The organism is Vibrio sp. A1-b2 (assembly GCF_021726015.1).
Taxonomy (GTDB): domain Bacteria; phylum Pseudomonadota; class Gammaproteobacteria; order Enterobacterales; family Vibrionaceae; genus Vibrio; species Vibrio diazotrophicus.
Map to the genome: position 1 here is coordinate 39,668 of NZ_JAKKCI010000004.1, position 16,582 is coordinate 56,249.

Here is a 16,582-nt window from a genome sequence, read left to right on the forward strand (position 1 = left end):
CCAATTATTCATCCAATCAGGGCGCCAAACTATCAAACTTATTTGACGTTTTTATGTATCCGACTCTTACTTGTTTTTATTTGTAGAGTAAGAGCGGATGCACATATCTATTTATGGGTTCCGAAGAAAAAAATCAAGTGTTTATTTTTGAATTGATGCAGGGTTATCGCTTGCCGATTCTGCTTGCTCAGAATCTAAGCTCTCTTCATCGTTTTGCGAATCATCAATAGATTCGTCAAGGGTACTTTCATCACTTTCATCCTCTTCCGGTAAATGAATCACCGTGATGTCATCGGTGCCAGATTCGACGCTAACCACTTTCTGTTGCTCTAAATGGCCAATGATACTTTGATAGTAACGACGTATGTTCTCAACATAGTTTCTCGCTTCATCACCACGAGCATAACCATAGATGGTCTTCGAGAAATATTTCTTCTGACGTAACAAAGGTAGTCTGTCTTTTACTTCTGCCCAAGTATCCGGATCACTGCCCTGAAGTTTGGTGAGTCGACGAGCATCCATCATGTGTCCGTAACCGACGTTATAGGAAGCAAGGGCAAACCAGATTTTTTCGTGATCAGAAATGGAATCTGGAACTCGCGCCACCATTCTTCGTAGGTACTCGACACCACCTCTAACCGACTGTTCTGGGTCAAGGCGGTTGGAGACATCAACACTTTTCGCAGTTGGTAGCGTCAGCATCATCATGCCACGTACACCGGTTGGTGATTTAGCTCTAGGGTTCCAATGAGACTCCTGATAAGCCAGTGCCGCAATCAAGCGCCAGTCAAATTCATCCGAATATTTCTGGAATAACGGAGCCCATTTAGGCAGTCGGTTATCAAGCGCTCGAATAAATGCACGCGTATCTACATAGTCGAAAGTGCCAATGTGACCAATGTATTTTTCTTCTAATGATGCGAGCGAGCCTGATTGTTTTAGTTCACCAAAGAACTCAATCATCATGGCATACAGGCTTTCGTCTTGTGAACGACGCATAAACCAAGAGATAGGTTGGTCTTCTGTCACTTCAAAGGCAGACGCGAGGTCAGGGTAAATACGTTGAGAAAGTGAAACTTCTACCGAATCTGCCATAGTAAACAGCAATGAACCTTCGGAAACGCTTTTGAGCAGATCGTTGACGTCTGAATTGGTATCAATATGGAAATCAAAATCAGGGTAATCTTTCTTTAGTCCGTTGAGCGTTGTTTCAAAGTGAGAATCATCAACCACACTGAAAATAGATTGGCCGTCATTTTGATCTTCAAGCTCTTGTTGCTTATTGACAAGCTGCTGAATATTACGCGGACGCCATTGGCCTTTTTTATACACTACTTGTTGAGATACGTAGTAGTAAGCAGGGCCGGCGCGGTAGTCTTTCAGACGTTCTTCCGATTGGCTAAGACCTGCAGCGATGATATCGATCTCGCCATTTTTGAGCGCAGGAAACAGACTTGAGAGGCGATAAGCGGGCTTCATCTCAAGTTTGACATTCAGTTGTGCTGCAAATTCTCTGGCTAATTCATAATCCAACCCAGAAGGGCCATCTGGACCGATGTAATAAGAGAGTTGGTTGTTTAATGTACCAACACGCAAGACGCCGCGTTCACGGATCTGGTCAAGTTCACTTTTTGGTTCGGAATCTATTTGGCAACCACTTACGAGAAGAGTCATTAAAAATAGAGTGAAGCCACGGCTGAGTGAATGATAAAAAAGCTTTGTCATTAATTTGAGATCTCTTACATCAATTAGTGCCTTTATATCAAAGGCTGCTCGTATGGCAAAGTGATAGCTTGTTACTAAGCTTGTTGTGTCTGAAAATTGTTCAAACAGGGTGAAATTCAAAATTAATGAAAAAAATGACGCAAACGGTTGCTTTTGGTGTTACGTCACAAAAAAAAATCCTCTATAATGCGCTCGCATCAAAGAGATGAAATCGGCATAAGTTCCAATTAATTAGTTTAACGTACTGATAATTAGATGAATTTATACCAATTACACCTCAATCAATGGATATAGAGACCTTTGCACATGAGAATTTTGCGTGGTTCCCCAGCTCTTTCTGAGTTTCGTGTCAATAAACTACTCGAGACGTGTCGTGAACAAAACTTACCTGTGACGGGTATCTATGCAGAGTTCATGCACTTTGCTGATCTCAAGGCAGATTTAGACGACAGTGAAATCGAAAAACTTGAGAAGTTATTGACTTACGGTCCAACAATTCAAGAACACGAGCCACAAGGTTTGCTACTTCTTGTTACTCCTCGCCCGGGTACAATTTCTCCTTGGTCTTCTAAGGCAACTGATATCGCTAACAACTGTGGCTTGGCAAATGTTAAGCGACTAGAGCGCGGTACGGCTTACTACATTGAGTCTGAAGGTGAACTTTCAGCTGACCAAATCGCTAGCATCAACGCTTTAATTCATGACCGCATGATGGAAGTGGTGTTTACTGAACAAGAGCAAGCTGCTGCACTATTCAAATCTGCAGAACCAGCGCCAGTTGCTTACGTTGATCTACTTTCGGGCGGTCGTAAAGCGCTTGAAGAAGCAAACGTTACCCTTGGTCTGGCTCTTGCTGAAGACGAGATCGACTACTTACTTGAAAGCTTTGTGACTAAGCTTGAGCGTAACCCAACTGACATCGAATTAATGATGTTTGCACAAGCAAACTCAGAGCACTGTCGCCATAAGATCTTCAATGCAGATTGGACAATCGACGGCGTGAAGCAAGACAAATCGCTGTTCAAGATGATCAAGAACACAATGGAGATGACTCCAGATTACGTTCTGTCTGCTTACAAAGATAACGCTGCGGTAATGGAAGGCTCTGAAGTTGGTCGTTTCTTCCCGAACCCAGAGACTCGTCAATACGGCTACAGCCACGAAAAAGCACACATTCTGATGAAGGTGGAAACACACAACCACCCAACCGCTATTTCTCCATGGCCAGGTGCTTCTACAGGTTCTGGCGGTGAAATCCGTGATGAAGGCGCAACCGGTATCGGCGGTAAACCGAAAGCTGGCTTAGTTGGTTTTACAACCTCTAACCTTCGTATTCCAAACTTTGTTCAGCCTTGGGAAACGGACTTCGGTAAGCCAGGTCGTATCGTTAACGCTCTGGATATCATGCTTGAAGGTCCTTTAGGCGGCGCAGCATTTAACAACGAATTTGGTCGTCCTAACCTGTTAGGCTACTTCCGTACCTACGAAGAGAAAGTGACTTCTCACGCGGGTGAAGAGATCCGTGGTTACCACAAACCAATTATGATTGCTGGTGGTTTAGGTAACATCCGTGATGAACACGTACAGAAGAAAGAAATTCCAGTAGGTGCAAGCTTAATCGTGCTTGGTGGTCCTGCAATGAACATCGGCCTTGGTGGCGGTGCTGCTTCTTCTATGGCTTCAGGTCAGTCTGCGGAAGATCTCGATTTTGCTTCTGTACAACGTGAAAACCCTGAGATGGAACGTCGTTGTCAAGAAGTTATCGACCGTTGCTGGCAGCTTGGTGACGCAAACCCAATCGCATTTATTCACGATGTGGGCGCGGGCGGTATTTCTAACGCATTGCCAGAGCTAGTAGATGACGGCGAGCGTGGCGGTATTTTCCAATTACGTGACGTGCCAAATGATGAGCCGGGGATGAGCCCGTTGGAAATTTGGTGTAACGAATCTCAGGAACGTTACGTACTGGCGGTTGCGCCAGAAAACATGGCAGCGTTCGATGCTATCTGTAAGCGTGAACGTGCTCCATACGCAGTTGTAGGTATCGCGACTGAAGAGCGTGACCTGAAGCTGGAAGATACACACTTCGACAACACGCCTATCGATATGCCAATGGATATCCTGCTAGGTAAAACACCTAAAATGCACCGTGATGCGAAAACAGCGAAGGTGAACAGCCCAGCTATTGATCGTTCAGGTATTGAATTGGGTGATGCGATTGAACGTGTTCTTCGTCTACCAGCCGTTGCAGAGAAAACATTCCTTATCACCATTGGTGACCGTACGGTAACTGGTCTTGTGGCTCGTGACCAAATGGTTGGCCCATGGCAGGTTCCTGTTGCGAACTGCGCAGTAACAGCGGCAAGTTACGACACTTACCACGGTGAAGTTATGGCGATGGGTGAACGTACGCCTGTAGCATTGCTGGACTTCGGTGCGTCTGCTCGTCTAGCGGTTGGTGAAGCAATTACTAACATCGCTGCAACTGAAATCGGCGATATCAAACGTATCAAACTATCTGCGAACTGGATGTCTCCAGCGGGTCACCCAGGTGAAGATGCTGGTCTATACGAAGCAGTGAAAGCGGTAGGTGAAGAGCTGTGTCCGGCACTTGGTCTGACTATCCCTGTGGGTAAAGACTCAATGTCGATGAAGACTAAGTGGAACGAAAATGGCGAAGACAAAGAAGTGACTTCTCCACTTTCATTGATCATCACTGCGTTTTCTCGCGTAGAAGATGTTCGTAAGACAGTGACTCCACAGCTTCGCACAGATTTAGGCGAATCAAGCCTAGTGCTTATTGACCTAGGTAACGGTAAGAACCGTCTAGGTGCAACAGCACTGGCTCAGGTTTACAAGCAGTTGGGTGATAAGCCTGCTGATGTAGATAACGCAGAGCAACTAAAAGGTTTCTTCAACGCTATTCAAAGCCTAGTCAGCAACGACAAGCTGATTGCTTACCACGATAAAGGCGACGGCGGTCTATTTGTTACTCTTGCTGAGATGGCATTCGCTGGTCACTGTGGTGTGAAGGCAAACATCGAAGCTTTAGGTGAAGATACTCTGGCTGCGCTGTTCAACGAAGAACTGGGTGCAGTTGTTCAGGTTAAGAACGATGAACTTGAATCTGTACTGGCAACACTAGCAGATAACGGTTTAGCCGCATGTTCACATGTTATTGGCGCAGTAGAAGCTTCAGACAAGCTAGTGATCACTTCTGGTGAAACAGTACTGGTCGACCGTTCAAGAACAGAACTTCGTACTATCTGGGCTGAAATGACGCACAAAATGCAAGCGATGCGTGACAACCCTACGTGTGCAAACCAAGAGTTTGAAGCGAAGAAAGACAACTCAGACCCAGGTCTGAACGTGAAACTCAGCTTCGATACTAACGAAGACGTAGCAGCGCCTTACATTGCGAAAGGTGCTAAGCCTAAGATGGCAATTCTGCGTGAGCAGGGTGTTAACTCGCATGTTGAAATGGCAGCAGCGTTTGACCGTGCAGGTTTTGAAGCTACCGATATCCATATGAGTGATATCTTGACTGGTCAGGCTGTATTGGAAGAGTACCAAGGCCTTGTGGCTTGTGGTGGCTTCTCTTACGGTGACGTACTGGGTGCTGGTGAAGGTTGGGCGAAGTCAGTGCTATTTAACGCACAGGCTCGTGACCAGTTTGAAACCTTCTTCAACCGTGAAGATACCTTCTCTCTAGGTGTGTGTAATGGCTGTCAGATGCTTTCTAACCTGAAAGAACTGATCCCAGGTGCAGACTTATGGCCTCGTTTCGTACGTAACGAATCTGAGCGTTTTGAAGCTCGTTTTAGCTTGGTAGAAGTTCAGAAATCTGATTCTGTGTTCTTCGACGGTATGGCTGGTTCTCGTATGCCTATCGCGGTTTCTCACGGTGAAGGTCGTGTAGAAGTTCGTGATGAAGCACACCTAGCTGCTATCGAAAACTCAGGTACGGTAGCGGTTCGTTTTGTTGATAACTTGGGTAACCCAACACAACAATACCCGAACAACCCGAATGGTTCGCCAAACGCAATTACTGGTTTAACAACTGCTGATGGCCGTGTAACCATTATGATGCCTCACCCTGAGCGTGTATTCCGCACAGTGGCGAACTCATGGCATCCAGATAGCTGGGGCGAGAACGGTGCTTGGATGCGTATGTTCCAAAACGCTCGCAAGAACTTGGGTTAATAACAGACCTGTGAATTAAAGCTACTAAATTTCAGATAATTAAAAACGCAAACCCTTGGGTTTGCGTTTTTTTACATTCTACATCATCAATTTCGAAGATTAACGAAACTGACCCGCCTCAGGTAGAAACTCAAAGCCCGCTGTGGCCAGCTTTGCTTCAAGTGCGGTTCGGTCAATATCGAAGTAGGCAACCAGTTTGTCTAAATCACCGTTAAAGTCGTCACGCAGCTTCATGTTCACAATGCTCATTAGCATGACTGTGTCCATAGAGGCGAAATTCGCGAGATTCATTATTTGTCCTCGAAATCAGAAATCAGTAAGTTTGCCGCAGCAAAGGCAGCTTTTTCTCTTACTTCTTTTGGTAAAGAAGTATCCGCTGCCACATCGTTCAAAGCACGAACCGCGCAGCTAATGGCTTGAGGAATATAGGCTTGATCGCCACTACCAATTTGAGCGTATAACTCACGAACTAAATCACAACAACCGTAAACTTGCATAACTCTATCCTACTTTTACAGAACGAATAGTACAGAACGAGACGTCTGCCATATAAATGATAACTGCTCTCAATATACACAGAGAGCAGAATGAAGACAAAAGTTACCTTTGAGCTGGCTCAATGTTGAGTTTCAGCTGGTGAATTATTCACCGTTTATCTGCTGATGAATGTTATTTACTAACTCTTCACTTAAACCGAGTTGCTTCGCCAATTCTTGCAGATACGCTTTTTCCATAAAGTTTTGCTCGTCGGCAATCAATGCTGAAGCAAGATAGATTTCCGACGCTTGAGCCGGAGTTTGCGCGAGCGCAGCGATTTCATTCGGGTCTAAAGGTTTTTTCAACTCTTGTTGGAACAGCGTTTGAACGTCGTTATCGGCACCAATCTCATTAATCACTTGGTTTATCTTAGCCATTTCTTGCTCATCTACGTGTCCATCTGCTTTGGCTGAAGCGATCATCGCTTTAAGAATGAGTATTTCATGGCGAGGATTTGATTGGTCAAAGGTCGCTGGCTGAGGTGCTTCATTTTGATTGGCTTGCCAGTCGTTATACATCTTATAGGCGAGAGCCCCCAGAGCCGCAGAACCACCGATGGCGAGCGCTTTTTTGCCCAATTTCTTGGTTTTCTTAGACCCCATTAAAAGGCCTATGATACCTCCGCCGAGTGCACCTGCACCAAGGGTGGCAAGCTGGCTTTTATCCTGAGCTAAAGACTGAGCTTGCTGCTTACCGGATTGAACCAAATTGGAGTTGAGTGCTTGATTGAGTAGGGCTTTGAGATCCATGTCTTTCTCCTTTTTGTTTTTATGCAGTGTAGAAGAGAAATGATGAATCCAGCATTAATAAAAAAGGCTGCCAATAGGCAGCCTTCAAAGATAGACGTTCGAGATTAAGCCATTTGCGACTTGATGTGCTCGACGATATCAGTCATTGCCACTGGAGTTTTATCACCAGTGCGACGGTTTTTATATTCGAAATTACCTTCGTCCATACTACGATCACCGATAACGATCGTATGAGGAACACCAAGTAGCTCCATATCAGAGAACATAACACCTGGGCGTTCTTTACGGTCATCGAATAGAACTTCGATACCAGCAGCTGTCAGTTCAGCATATAGCTTCTCTGCGGCTTCTTGAACGCGCTCAGATTTGTGCATGTTCATTGGAACGATAGCCACTTGGAACGGTGCAATAGCGTCTGGCCAGATGATACCGTATTTATCGTGGTTCTGTTCAATTGCAGCAGCCACTACACGAGTAACACCGATACCGTAACAACCCATTTCTAGAATAACGTTCTTACCGTCAGCGCCTAGAACACCACAGTTCATTTTCTCTGAGTAGTTAGTACCAAGCTGGAAGATGTGACCAACTTCGATACCACGCTTAAGCATGATTGTGCCTTTACCACATGGGCTTGGGTCACCTTCAACAACGTTACGTAGGTCTTCAACTTGACCTAGTTGAACGTCACGGCCCCAGTTAATACCGAAGTAGTGTTTACCATCAACGTTTGCACCAGCACTGAAGTCGCTGGTTACAGCAACTGTGCGGTCAACGATGAATGGCAGTTTTAGACCTACTGGACCTAAAGAACCTGGACCTGCACCGACTAGAGCACGAATCTCTTCTTCAGAAGCCATCTCTAATGGAGAAGCGACTTCTTTCAAGTTCTCTGCTTTTACTTCGTTTAGCTCGTGATCACCACGGATGATCAGGGCAATGATGTCTGCGTCAACTTCATCTGATGCTTTAACGAAAAGTGTTTTAACTGTTTTCTCGATAGGCAGTTCAAATTGTTCAACAAGTTCTGCAATGGTTTTCGCATTTGGCGTATCAACCAGAGTCATCTCTTGAGTTGGTGCTGCAAGTTCTGCTGAAAGTGCAACCGCTTCTGCTTTTTCAATGTTCGCAGCGTAATCAGATTCAGTAGAGAATGCGATTAAGTCTTCGCCGCTTTCCGCCAATACGTGGAACTCTTGAGAGCCGCTGCCACCGATAGCGCCGCTATCCGCCAATACTGGGCGGTAATCCAGACCCATGCGGTCGAATGCTTTACAGTAAGCATCGTGCATAGCGTCGTAAGATTTTTGCAGACCTTCTTTATCGATGTCGAAGCTGTATGCATCCATCATAGAGAATTCACGAGAGCGCATCACGCCAAAACGAGGGCGGCGTTCATCACGGAACTTAGTCTGGATTTGGTACAGGTTCAGCGGAAGCTGCTTGTATGAACTCACTTCATTACGCACAAGAGCAGTAATCACTTCTTCTGCTGTTGGGCTTAGTACAAACGGACGAGTGTGGCGGTCAGTAAAGCGAAGCAGTTCTGGGCCCATCTTTTCAGAGCGACCAGTCTCTTCCCATAGTTCAAACGGCTGCACAACGGGCATTAGTGTTTCGATTGCCCCTGCATTGTCGATTTCTTGGCGAATGATGGTTTCGACTTTACGCAGTACGCGAAGACCGGTAGGTAGCCAAGTGTAAAGACCTGAAGCTAGCTTACGGATCATACCCGCACGTAGCATGAGCTGGTGGCTCACTACTTCTGCGTCGTTTGGAGTCTCCTTCAGAGTAGAAAGAAGATATTTACTGGTACGCATTTATGGTATCCGTTTATCAAAGGTGGTAATAAATTTAGCCGCTAATAATATCAGCCAAAAGCGAATGTCAAAAGTGTTCAATAGTAGTAACTGTCACTAAGTTACCAGATATGGTGAATTTTACGTTCAAATTGTACAAATGTACTGCGTATTGCTTATCGTCAGGCTTATTTTTCTTGTAAGCAGGACGTGGATCTTGTGCTAGAACTTCGCTAATCACCGCTTGTTTGACGGTTGAATCGGGTAGCGACTGCAAAATAGCCAGAGCTGTAGGGCTGAATTCAACCTGAACTGTTGGAGGCTCCGCATCTGCGTATCCACCTTTTGCTTCTGGTACGGAGTCAGAATAGGGGATATAAGGTTTTATATCGATGATGGGAGTACCATCAACCAGATCAACACTGCCCACTTCTATATAGATTTGATCGCCTTCTTTTTCTATGCCTCGAAACTCCACCGCAGACATACCAATTCCATTCGGACGAAATGTTGAACGGGAAGCCAATACACCCACTCTTTCATTGCCACCAAGACGCGGTGGACGAACCGTTGGTTTCCAACCTGCTTCAAGATTTTGATCAAACAAGAACAATAACCACAGATGACTGAACTGCTCTAACTCACTTACTGCTTCCATACAGTTCAGCTCGCCTAATAGTTTGATGCGTGCTGTTGCGCTGGGCACTAAACGTGGCTGACGGGGAACGGCAAACTTCTCTTTATATGGAGTTTCGATGGTAGCAATAGGCGTGATGGTATGCATTGGCGTGTATTGAGTTTGGCTAAAGAAATAAAAGTGAAAATATCACACCTAACAGAGAACAGTAGTAATTATTGTTGACAGTAATTCTATTTTGTTATGTTATATTATAACAACTATTAATTGCGAGGTTTCATCCATGAAAGTATTAAGTTCTCTGAAAAGTGCAAAAAATCGTCATCCAGGTTGCCAGATTGTAAAGCGTCGTGGGCGTCTTTATGTTATCTGCAAAGCTAACCCTAGGTTTAAAGCAGTTCAGAGATGAGTCATTGCTACGACTTGAATGTTGTTATTAACTTATAATATTCGTTAAATACATTTGTTTGGTTTATAACACTACTTATTGTGCTGATTTGAATTATTTTATGCTTAATTTGAAATAATCTGTAACATCTTTGATTTTGTAATGTTCACTCCCTCAAGTACTCTTCGCCGCGCTTTTGACATTTTTGTCACAAATGCATAGAGAAAACTACAAGGAGGAAACAGATGAGTTCGTCTGCTTCAATAAACAAACCAGCACCTAAAAAGTCACTTTTTACCCGCTTCTTAGATGGTGTTGAGTATTTAGGGAACCTATTACCCCATCCGATTACTTTATTCGCTATTTTCTGTTTAGCGATTCTTATTTCATCAGGTATTGCAGGCTATTTTGAAGTCTCAGTTATGGACCCACGTCCAGAAGGCGCTAAAGGCCGTGCCGCTGATGGTATGATCCACGTTGTTAGCCTGCTTAATGCTGAAGGTCTACAACTGATCGTAACTAACCTAGTGAAAAACTTTGTTGGTTTTGCACCTTTAGGCACAGTGCTTGTTGCTATGCTTGGTGTGGCAATTGCTGAATATTCTGGTCTTTTATCTGCTGCAATGCGTGGCCTTGTTATGGGCGCATCTGCTCGCATGGTGACGGTTACAGTTGTATTTGCAGGTATCATTTCGAATACAGCATCTGAACTTGGCTACGTGGTATTGATTCCACTTGCAGCTATGCTGTTCCACTCTTTAGGTCGTCACCCTCTGGCGGGTCTGGCTGCCGCATTTGCAGGTGTATCTGGTGGTTACTCTGCAAACCTTCTGATTGGTACTGTTGATCCACTGCTTTCAGGTATCACTGAAACCGCAGCACAAATGATTGACCCAACTTACACAGTTGGCCCAGAAGTGAACTGGTACTTCATGTTTGTTTCTACCTTCTTTATTGCAGGTATGGGTGCTTACGTAACTGAGAAGATCGTTGAACCTAAACTGGGTAAATACAACCCAGAAGAGGCAGCAGAAGACCTTTCTAAAGACAAGATGGGTACTCTGACTGATATTGAAAAACGTGGTTTGAAGCTTGCTGGTATTGCAGTACTTGCAGTAAGTGCTCTTCTTGCTTGGACTATCGTTCCTGCTGACGGTGTTCTTCGCTCTGCTGAAGGTACTGTTGCTGGTTCACCATTCCTGAAAAGTATTGTTGCTTTCATCTTCGTATTCTTCGCAATCCCTGGCTACGTTTATGGCCGTGTTGTGGGTACGATGAAAACTGACCGTGATGTTATCGATGCGATGGCGAAATCTATGTCTTCTATGGGCATGTACATCGTATTGGTATTCTTTGCTGCTCAGTTTGTTGCATTCTTCAAGTGGACTAACTTTGGTCAGGTATTTGCTGTTGCAGGTGCAGACTTCCTGCAAAACATCGGCTTAACAGGCCCAATGTTGTTCTTCGCATTTATCCTGATGTGTGGCTTCATCAACTTGATGATCGGTTCAGCATCGGCGCAGTGGGCAGTAACGGCACCAATTTTCGTTCCAATGTTAATGCTAGTCGGTTATGCGCCTGAAACGATTCAAGCGGCTTACCGTATCGGTGACTCAACCACCAACATCATCACACCAATGATGAGTTACTTTGGTCTGATCCTTGCGGTTGCAACTCGCTACATGAAGAATCTAGGTATTGGTACGCTAATCGCAACCATGCTGCCTTACTCAATCTGCTTTATCGTAGGTTGGAGCTTGTTGTTCTACGTTTGGGTATTCTTGCTAGGTCTACCAGTAGGCCCAGGTGCAGCAACGTACTACACGCCATAAGTCATGTTCGCTTTAAGCGACATACCTTGATTGGTTATATAGCTTGATTAGTTATATAGATAAGAAAAAACCTGCGAGATTCGCAGGTTTTTTTGTATTTAGAAAAGAGCTATTTTTTAAACTTCGCCAGATATCTGTCTAAGTGGTTAGCGAACTCGCGTCGATCAGTCTGAGACAGGGCGCTTGGGCCTCCAGTTTGAATACCACTTGATCGCATTGTTTCCATAAAGTCGCGAATGTTTAGGCGTGCTTTAATGGTGTCTTTCGTATAAAGCTCACCGCGTGAGTTAAGCGCCAATGCCCCTTTGGTAATAACTTCGTCGGCAAGGGGAATGTCGGAAGTGATAACCAAGTCGTTCGCTTCTACTCGTCTTACAATTTCATTATCAGCAATATCAAAACCTGCAGGGACCTGAATGGAGTGAATATTGACTCGCTTAGGTACTGGAATGATGTGGTTAGCTACGAAGGTACACTCTATCCCTGTGCGTTCTGCTGCACGTACAATCGTTTCTCTTATCACTTTCGGGCAAGCGTCTGCGTCAACCCATATCTTCATTGAGTTTTACCGTTAATTTGTTGTTCCAACTGTTCAATACGCTGAGTGAGCTGAACTATGGTCTGTTCTAGCTGAGTAATACGATCCGTATCCCCACTGGTTTTTGCCGCAATTTCTACTTTCGGAACACGGTTAGCATTCTTCCAGCTTTTAATCGCAGCAATTAGGGCAGCCATAGGAACTGATGTACTCATACGTGCTCTAACTAACGCAACAGTCGGTTCTTTTCCTTGCTGTTGCAGTGTGGTGAGCACACTTTCGAGCTCTTTAGTGACGTCTTGTGTGAGCATAGGTCATCCTTCTATCTGTTGGCGTGATTTTATATCAGATCGATGGATTATTCCTGCTTAAAAGTTTTAGCGTGTCTTCGTTCGTTTTTCTTCAGTTCAAGAGTGCTAGTGAAAGTAACACGTTCTTGTGCGAGATCTCTTACAAGTAGTGTGAGATATCAGAGTTTTGTGAAGCGGAAAATTCTACTTTATGTCTGTAAATTATTGAATTTTAGGGTTTTAATTTGTTTGCTTGCTTTGTGTGCAGAAATATTTGCGATCAGGTAATTGTACAAAAAATCCAAAGGCGTAGATTAAACCTCGTCGGAAGGGAACTGACACGGAATTGGATACACCACTGGACGGTGATTTCAGGACGAAAAAGTGATTAACGGATAAATCACTACATGGATACGGATACGAACGGATTCAACAGCTAACAGGAAGTTAGTTGGCAAGGAAAGCAAAAAGGATAAACCCTAGGAAAGGGTAGGACACCATCAGGATGATGGGAAGGACACCGCTCAAGGAACAAGTGATGAGCGCTAACAGGAAAGTTAGCACAAAGGATGAAAACGGACACCGCTAGGAAGGCGATGCAAGGATTTGACTGAAGGATTCGGTTTTTTAAGGATGATGCAGGAAGCACGTATTTGTAGCCGGATTGCTGCACACAAGACTTAAACCCCAGCACTTAGGTGTTGGGGTTTTTCTTAATTTGAAGTTTTCCAATTCAAATTCTGTTATCTCTGCGACAATTTCTACCGACCACATAGTGACCTTTTGAGCGTTATCTATGCGAAAATCAGTAAAATAATAAAAATAATCAGTGGCTTAAATTTTTTTGTTTTTGTTAGTAATAGCAAAAACGCTATTCATTTGATGTTGTAACAAGGACTGTTTGTGACAATAGTGACACGACGAACACTGTTAATTCCCTATACAGAATCGTTCGAGTTGGACTTTTTGATGCTGAATTGCTGTGCTAAAAACAGGGCATATATGAACGGCCCTAAAACGGTTTCGGCATCAAGAGAGTTATTCAAGCGCGTACTCAATGACTCCTCCATTCATGCAATGGCGGTTCTGGATAACTATAATCGTGAGTTTATGGGACATGTGTTTATCGAGCGCGATGACATTAAAGCTGAGCTGGGCTTTATTTTCGATAAGCTTTACTGGAAGCAAGGTTTAGCGTCTGAAGCATTAAAAGCGTTTTTTCCCAAAGCCTGTGAGCGATTAGGACTGATGAGAGTCGTTGCGAGTGCGGAAGTTGAAAATCTCTCCGCGATTAAGATATTGCAAGCTTTAGGGTTTGAAAACAAAGGCGAAAATGAAGAATATTTCGCCCCGAGTTATGACTTCGAATGGATTAGACCATCCGATGCGGTGGCAAGTTAAAGCGCATTGGGATGAAACCGCGCATTTCCAGCCTTCCTTGGTAACAGTCGTCGCCTAAAGCCGAAAATTCAAACAAGTAAACCGTATGCCAAAACCAGCGACCATCGCTGGTTTTCCATTTGTGGCCACCGAATGAGACGCTTAGCAATTGGAGTTCAAGCTGATCGCACTTTCTCAATACATGTGACTTTGCGATTTCAGACTGACGCCTTTGTTGCCAAAAAAGAAAACAGACAAAGCACAGTGCCAATATTGCCAATAAGTCTCCAATCATCTTCTATCCTAAGACTTTGTATCTTGTTGAAGTTTAATCAGCGCTTGAGCGAGCTCTTCAGATGGTGTGCCATGCAGAAGTGGTAATAGCACCATTCTTAGCTCTGGCAACATGACTAAGTCGGCAAATAGCTGATTGAACAGAGTCTGGTTGCCTGTTTGTGCCAGCCTTAGTAAGAACTGTTCTGCTCGCGAATTTAGGTTCAAAACGTGCCACGCACGACCTGCAATCGCAATCAGAACTTCAGGATGGCTTAAACGTGGGCTTGCTAAGATAGCATCGACAATCTTGCTCAGCAGTTTTTCATCTGAAACTGAAAGCGCACGAGTTAATGCCGACAGTAAGAACAGATCTGGATTTTTGCTTGATATCTCTGCCTGCGCAAATTCTTCAAGACGTTCGGCCAGTTTAGCGGGCAGTTTAGTATGCTCAAGTGCTCCAAGCAGCGCATAAAGAGGCTGCGTGGGTAAGTGAGAAAGCGCCTTACGCACCATAGGTCCGTTTTGTTCTTGGCTTAAGCGTGCGCAGATATCGGTAATACCTTGCAGACCTACGGTTTGCCAGTTGTTCCAGCCAAGACCGCCCGAGAAATAGTGCTGTGCGTGCTCGTAATATTGGCTGCAAGGCATATCTAGCTCAGCGCGAATTTGGCTGTGGAAGACCGCCATTTTGTCTTCAGATGGCTTAAAGGTGTAGGGATTGTTTGCCAGTTTTTCCTGCTGCTCTTCGGTAAGCTCTTTATTCAGACGAGTCCCCATAGCTTCTACCACGTACTTAATGAATTGCCCCACATCCGCTTGTAGCAACAATCCTCGTTCGTCTAAAGCAAATTTCAGAAACCAAATCCAGGGTTGTTTGGTTTCATTCCAGTACGCAATAGCAAGGTGAGCGGTACGCTTTACAGGATATGGGTAAGCTTGATGTCCTTGTTCTACGTGCGAAAACTGATCGTTGTCGATCGGTTGAATACGTCGGCCAAGGTCGAAAATTTGATATTGGCAGCCACTGTTTTTTAGCAGCGCTGTCAGAGTTTGAATATTGTCCATGGGAGCAAAATGTTCCTACTTTTCTTTGGGGCAAGTAACCCTTCTTTCCCCAATAAATGGTACTCTATGGCCCTTTTTCAAGGTGTACGACCAATAAACTTGGTGAATCATGACAATTAACACAAAACTGGCCCAAGCATTGGAGCAGTTAGAAGCTGAAATGCGCCAATGTGAAGTATGGCAGTCAACGCCTCCGAGCTTGGAAGCGATGCAAAGTGTTGAGCCATTTTCCATCGATACGCTCGACCCGCATGAGTGGCTTCAATGGGTTTTTATCCCAACAATGCAGAAGTTACTTGATGAAGGACAAGCGATTCCAAGAGGGTTTGAGTTGTCGCCTTATTTTGAGGAAGTCTGGAAGCATCAAGATCAGTTTCAGGCTGTTTTGCTGGTGGTCAACCATATTGATAGGGTATGTCAGTAATGTTGGAAATTATCTACCAAGATGAGTATTTGGTGGCGGTAAACAAACCTGCGGGAATGTTGGTGCATCGTTCATGGCTGGACAAGCATGAGACTCAGTTTGTGATGCAGACATTGCGAGATCAAATCGGTCAGCATGTTTTTCCTTTGCATCGTTTAGACCGACCGACGTCCGGTGTGCTGGTTTTTGCGTTATCGAGCGAAATTGCTTCCAACGTTATGCCGATGTTTGCTAATCATGAAATGGTGAAAACGTATCATGCAATTGTCCGTGGTTGGATTGAAGAGGGCGATGTGCTGGATTATCCGCTCAAAGAAGAGCTGGATAAAATTGCCGATAAGTTTGCCAAGCAAGATAAAGAAGCACAGTCTGCGGTGACCGAGTACCAACCACTTGCCAAAGTGGAAGTGCCGTTTTCAACCGGAAAATTCCCAACTACTCGCTACTGTTTAGTTGAAATGAAGCCTAAGACAGGGCGTAAACATCAGTTGCGTCGTCATATGGCGCATCTTCGTCATCCAATTGTTGGTGATACCACGCATGGTGATGGTAAACATAACCGCTTGTATCGCGAAGAGTACGATTGTCATCGCTTATTGCTGCACGCCAGCGAACTGCGTTTTGTCCATCCGTACACTAAGCAAGAGTTGGTATTAAAGGCTTCTTTTGATGAAAGCTGGCAAAAGTTGTTTGCTGAGTTTGAGTGGAACCATCCACAGCCTTAAATTGCAGGTCTTAC

At 44.6% G+C, this 16,582-nt stretch carries 16 protein-coding genes; 6 read left to right on the forward strand and 10 right to left on the reverse strand.

Annotated features, from left to right (window positions below):
• Window positions 1–141: 141 nt before the first annotated feature.
• Complete coding sequence (gene mltF / locus L3V23_RS10295; protein WP_102968321.1) at window positions 142–1,725, reverse strand: membrane-bound lytic murein transglycosylase MltF; 1,584 nt, start codon at window positions 1,723–1,725, stop codon at window positions 142–144.
• Window positions 1,726–2,031: 306 nt separating this feature from the next.
• On the opposite strand from mltF, the gene purL reads away from it, so the two are divergent.
• Entirely contained in the window at window positions 2,032–5,928 is a 3,897-nt protein-coding gene (gene purL, locus L3V23_RS10300) for a phosphoribosylformylglycinamidine synthase (RefSeq protein ID WP_042488994.1), read from the forward strand.
• Window positions 5,929–6,027: 99 nt separating this feature from the next.
• On the opposite strand, the gene L3V23_RS10305 is transcribed toward purL, so the two are convergent.
• The 5 genes from L3V23_RS10305 to tsaA all read right to left on the reverse strand — a co-directional run bounded on the left by L3V23_RS10305 (window position 6,028) and on the right by tsaA (window position 9,797).
• On the reverse strand, window positions 6,028–6,219 hold the full coding sequence (locus tag L3V23_RS10305; RefSeq protein WP_042488991.1) for a DUF4250 domain-containing protein: 192 nt from the start codon (window positions 6,217–6,219) through the stop codon (window positions 6,028–6,030).
• Window positions 6,219–6,425 carry a YaeP family protein gene (locus tag L3V23_RS10310; protein WP_042488988.1) on the reverse strand — a complete coding sequence of 69 codons (207 nt, stop codon included), beginning with the start codon at window positions 6,423–6,425 and terminating at the stop codon, window positions 6,219–6,221. The genes L3V23_RS10305 and L3V23_RS10310 overlap by 1 nt, the downstream gene beginning before the upstream one ends.
• Before the next feature lie 144 nt (window positions 6,426–6,569).
• Window positions 6,570–7,214 carry a tellurite resistance TerB family protein gene (locus L3V23_RS10315; protein WP_237292307.1) on the reverse strand — a complete coding sequence of 215 codons (645 nt, stop codon included), beginning with the start codon at window positions 7,212–7,214 and terminating at the stop codon, window positions 6,570–6,572.
• A gap of 104 nt (window positions 7,215–7,318) precedes the next feature.
• The gene (locus tag L3V23_RS10320) at window positions 7,319–9,034 is read right to left on the reverse strand and encodes a proline--tRNA ligase (RefSeq protein WP_237292308.1); all 1,716 of its coding nucleotides are present in this window, start codon (window positions 9,032–9,034) and stop codon (window positions 7,319–7,321) included.
• A gap of 67 nt (window positions 9,035–9,101) precedes the next feature.
• Complete coding sequence (gene tsaA, locus L3V23_RS10325; protein WP_102965381.1) at window positions 9,102–9,797, reverse strand: tRNA (N6-threonylcarbamoyladenosine(37)-N6)-methyltransferase TrmO; 696 nt, start codon at window positions 9,795–9,797, stop codon at window positions 9,102–9,104.
• Between the two features lie 136 nt (window positions 9,798–9,933).
• On the opposite strand from tsaA, the gene ykgO reads away from it, so the two are divergent.
• Both ykgO and L3V23_RS10335 read left to right on the forward strand, forming a co-directional pair.
• Entirely contained in the window at window positions 9,934–10,059 is a 126-nt protein-coding gene (ykgO, locus tag L3V23_RS10330) for a type B 50S ribosomal protein L36 (protein WP_081878768.1), read from the forward strand.
• A 224-nt stretch (window positions 10,060–10,283) separates the two neighbouring features.
• Window positions 10,284–11,870 carry an AbgT family transporter gene (locus tag L3V23_RS10335; protein ID WP_042488976.1) on the forward strand — a complete coding sequence of 529 codons (1,587 nt, stop codon included), beginning with the start codon at window positions 10,284–10,286 and terminating at the stop codon, window positions 11,868–11,870.
• A 109-nt stretch (window positions 11,871–11,979) separates the two neighbouring features.
• Here the strand turns inward: L3V23_RS10335 and L3V23_RS10340 are convergent, their stop codons facing one another.
• Window positions 11,980–12,429 carry a YaiI/YqxD family protein gene (locus tag L3V23_RS10340; protein WP_042488973.1) on the reverse strand — a complete coding sequence of 150 codons (450 nt, stop codon included), beginning with the start codon at window positions 12,427–12,429 and terminating at the stop codon, window positions 11,980–11,982.
• Window positions 12,426–12,719 (reverse strand): hypothetical protein, encoded by a 294-nt coding sequence (locus L3V23_RS10345; RefSeq protein WP_102940267.1) that lies wholly within the window; start codon window positions 12,717–12,719, stop codon window positions 12,426–12,428. The genes L3V23_RS10340 and L3V23_RS10345 overlap by 4 nt, the downstream gene beginning before the upstream one ends.
• An 882-nt stretch (window positions 12,720–13,601) precedes the next feature.
• Between L3V23_RS10345 and L3V23_RS10350 the strand changes: the two genes are divergently transcribed.
• Window positions 13,602–14,099 (forward strand): GNAT family protein, encoded by a 498-nt coding sequence (locus L3V23_RS10350; RefSeq protein ID WP_081878767.1) that lies wholly within the window; start codon window positions 13,602–13,604, stop codon window positions 14,097–14,099.
• Here L3V23_RS10350 and L3V23_RS10355 read toward each other — a convergent pair.
• A complete protein-coding gene (locus tag L3V23_RS10355) occupies window positions 14,071–14,373 on the reverse strand; it encodes a DUF3301 domain-containing protein (protein ID WP_102953716.1) in 303 nt (100 codons plus the stop codon). The two genes, L3V23_RS10350 and L3V23_RS10355, sit on opposite strands and share 29 nt — an antisense overlap.
• An 8-nt stretch (window positions 14,374–14,381) precedes the next feature.
• Window positions 14,382–15,419 (reverse strand): DUF3549 family protein, encoded by a 1,038-nt coding sequence (locus L3V23_RS10360; RefSeq protein WP_102965382.1) that lies wholly within the window; start codon window positions 15,417–15,419, stop codon window positions 14,382–14,384.
• Between the two features lie 109 nt (window positions 15,420–15,528).
• Between L3V23_RS10360 and L3V23_RS10365 the strand changes: the two genes are divergently transcribed.
• Together L3V23_RS10365 and truC are read left to right on the forward strand one after the other, a co-directional pair.
• Window positions 15,529–15,843: a YqcC family protein gene (locus tag L3V23_RS10365; protein WP_102965383.1), complete on the forward strand. Its 315-nt coding sequence runs from the start codon at window positions 15,529–15,531 to the stop codon at window positions 15,841–15,843.
• Entirely contained in the window at window positions 15,834–16,568 is a 735-nt protein-coding gene (gene truC, locus L3V23_RS10370) for a tRNA pseudouridine(65) synthase TruC (RefSeq protein ID WP_174435427.1), read from the forward strand. The genes L3V23_RS10365 and truC overlap by 10 nt, the downstream gene beginning before the upstream one ends.
• The last annotated feature ends 14 nt before the right edge of the window (window positions 16,569–16,582 follow it).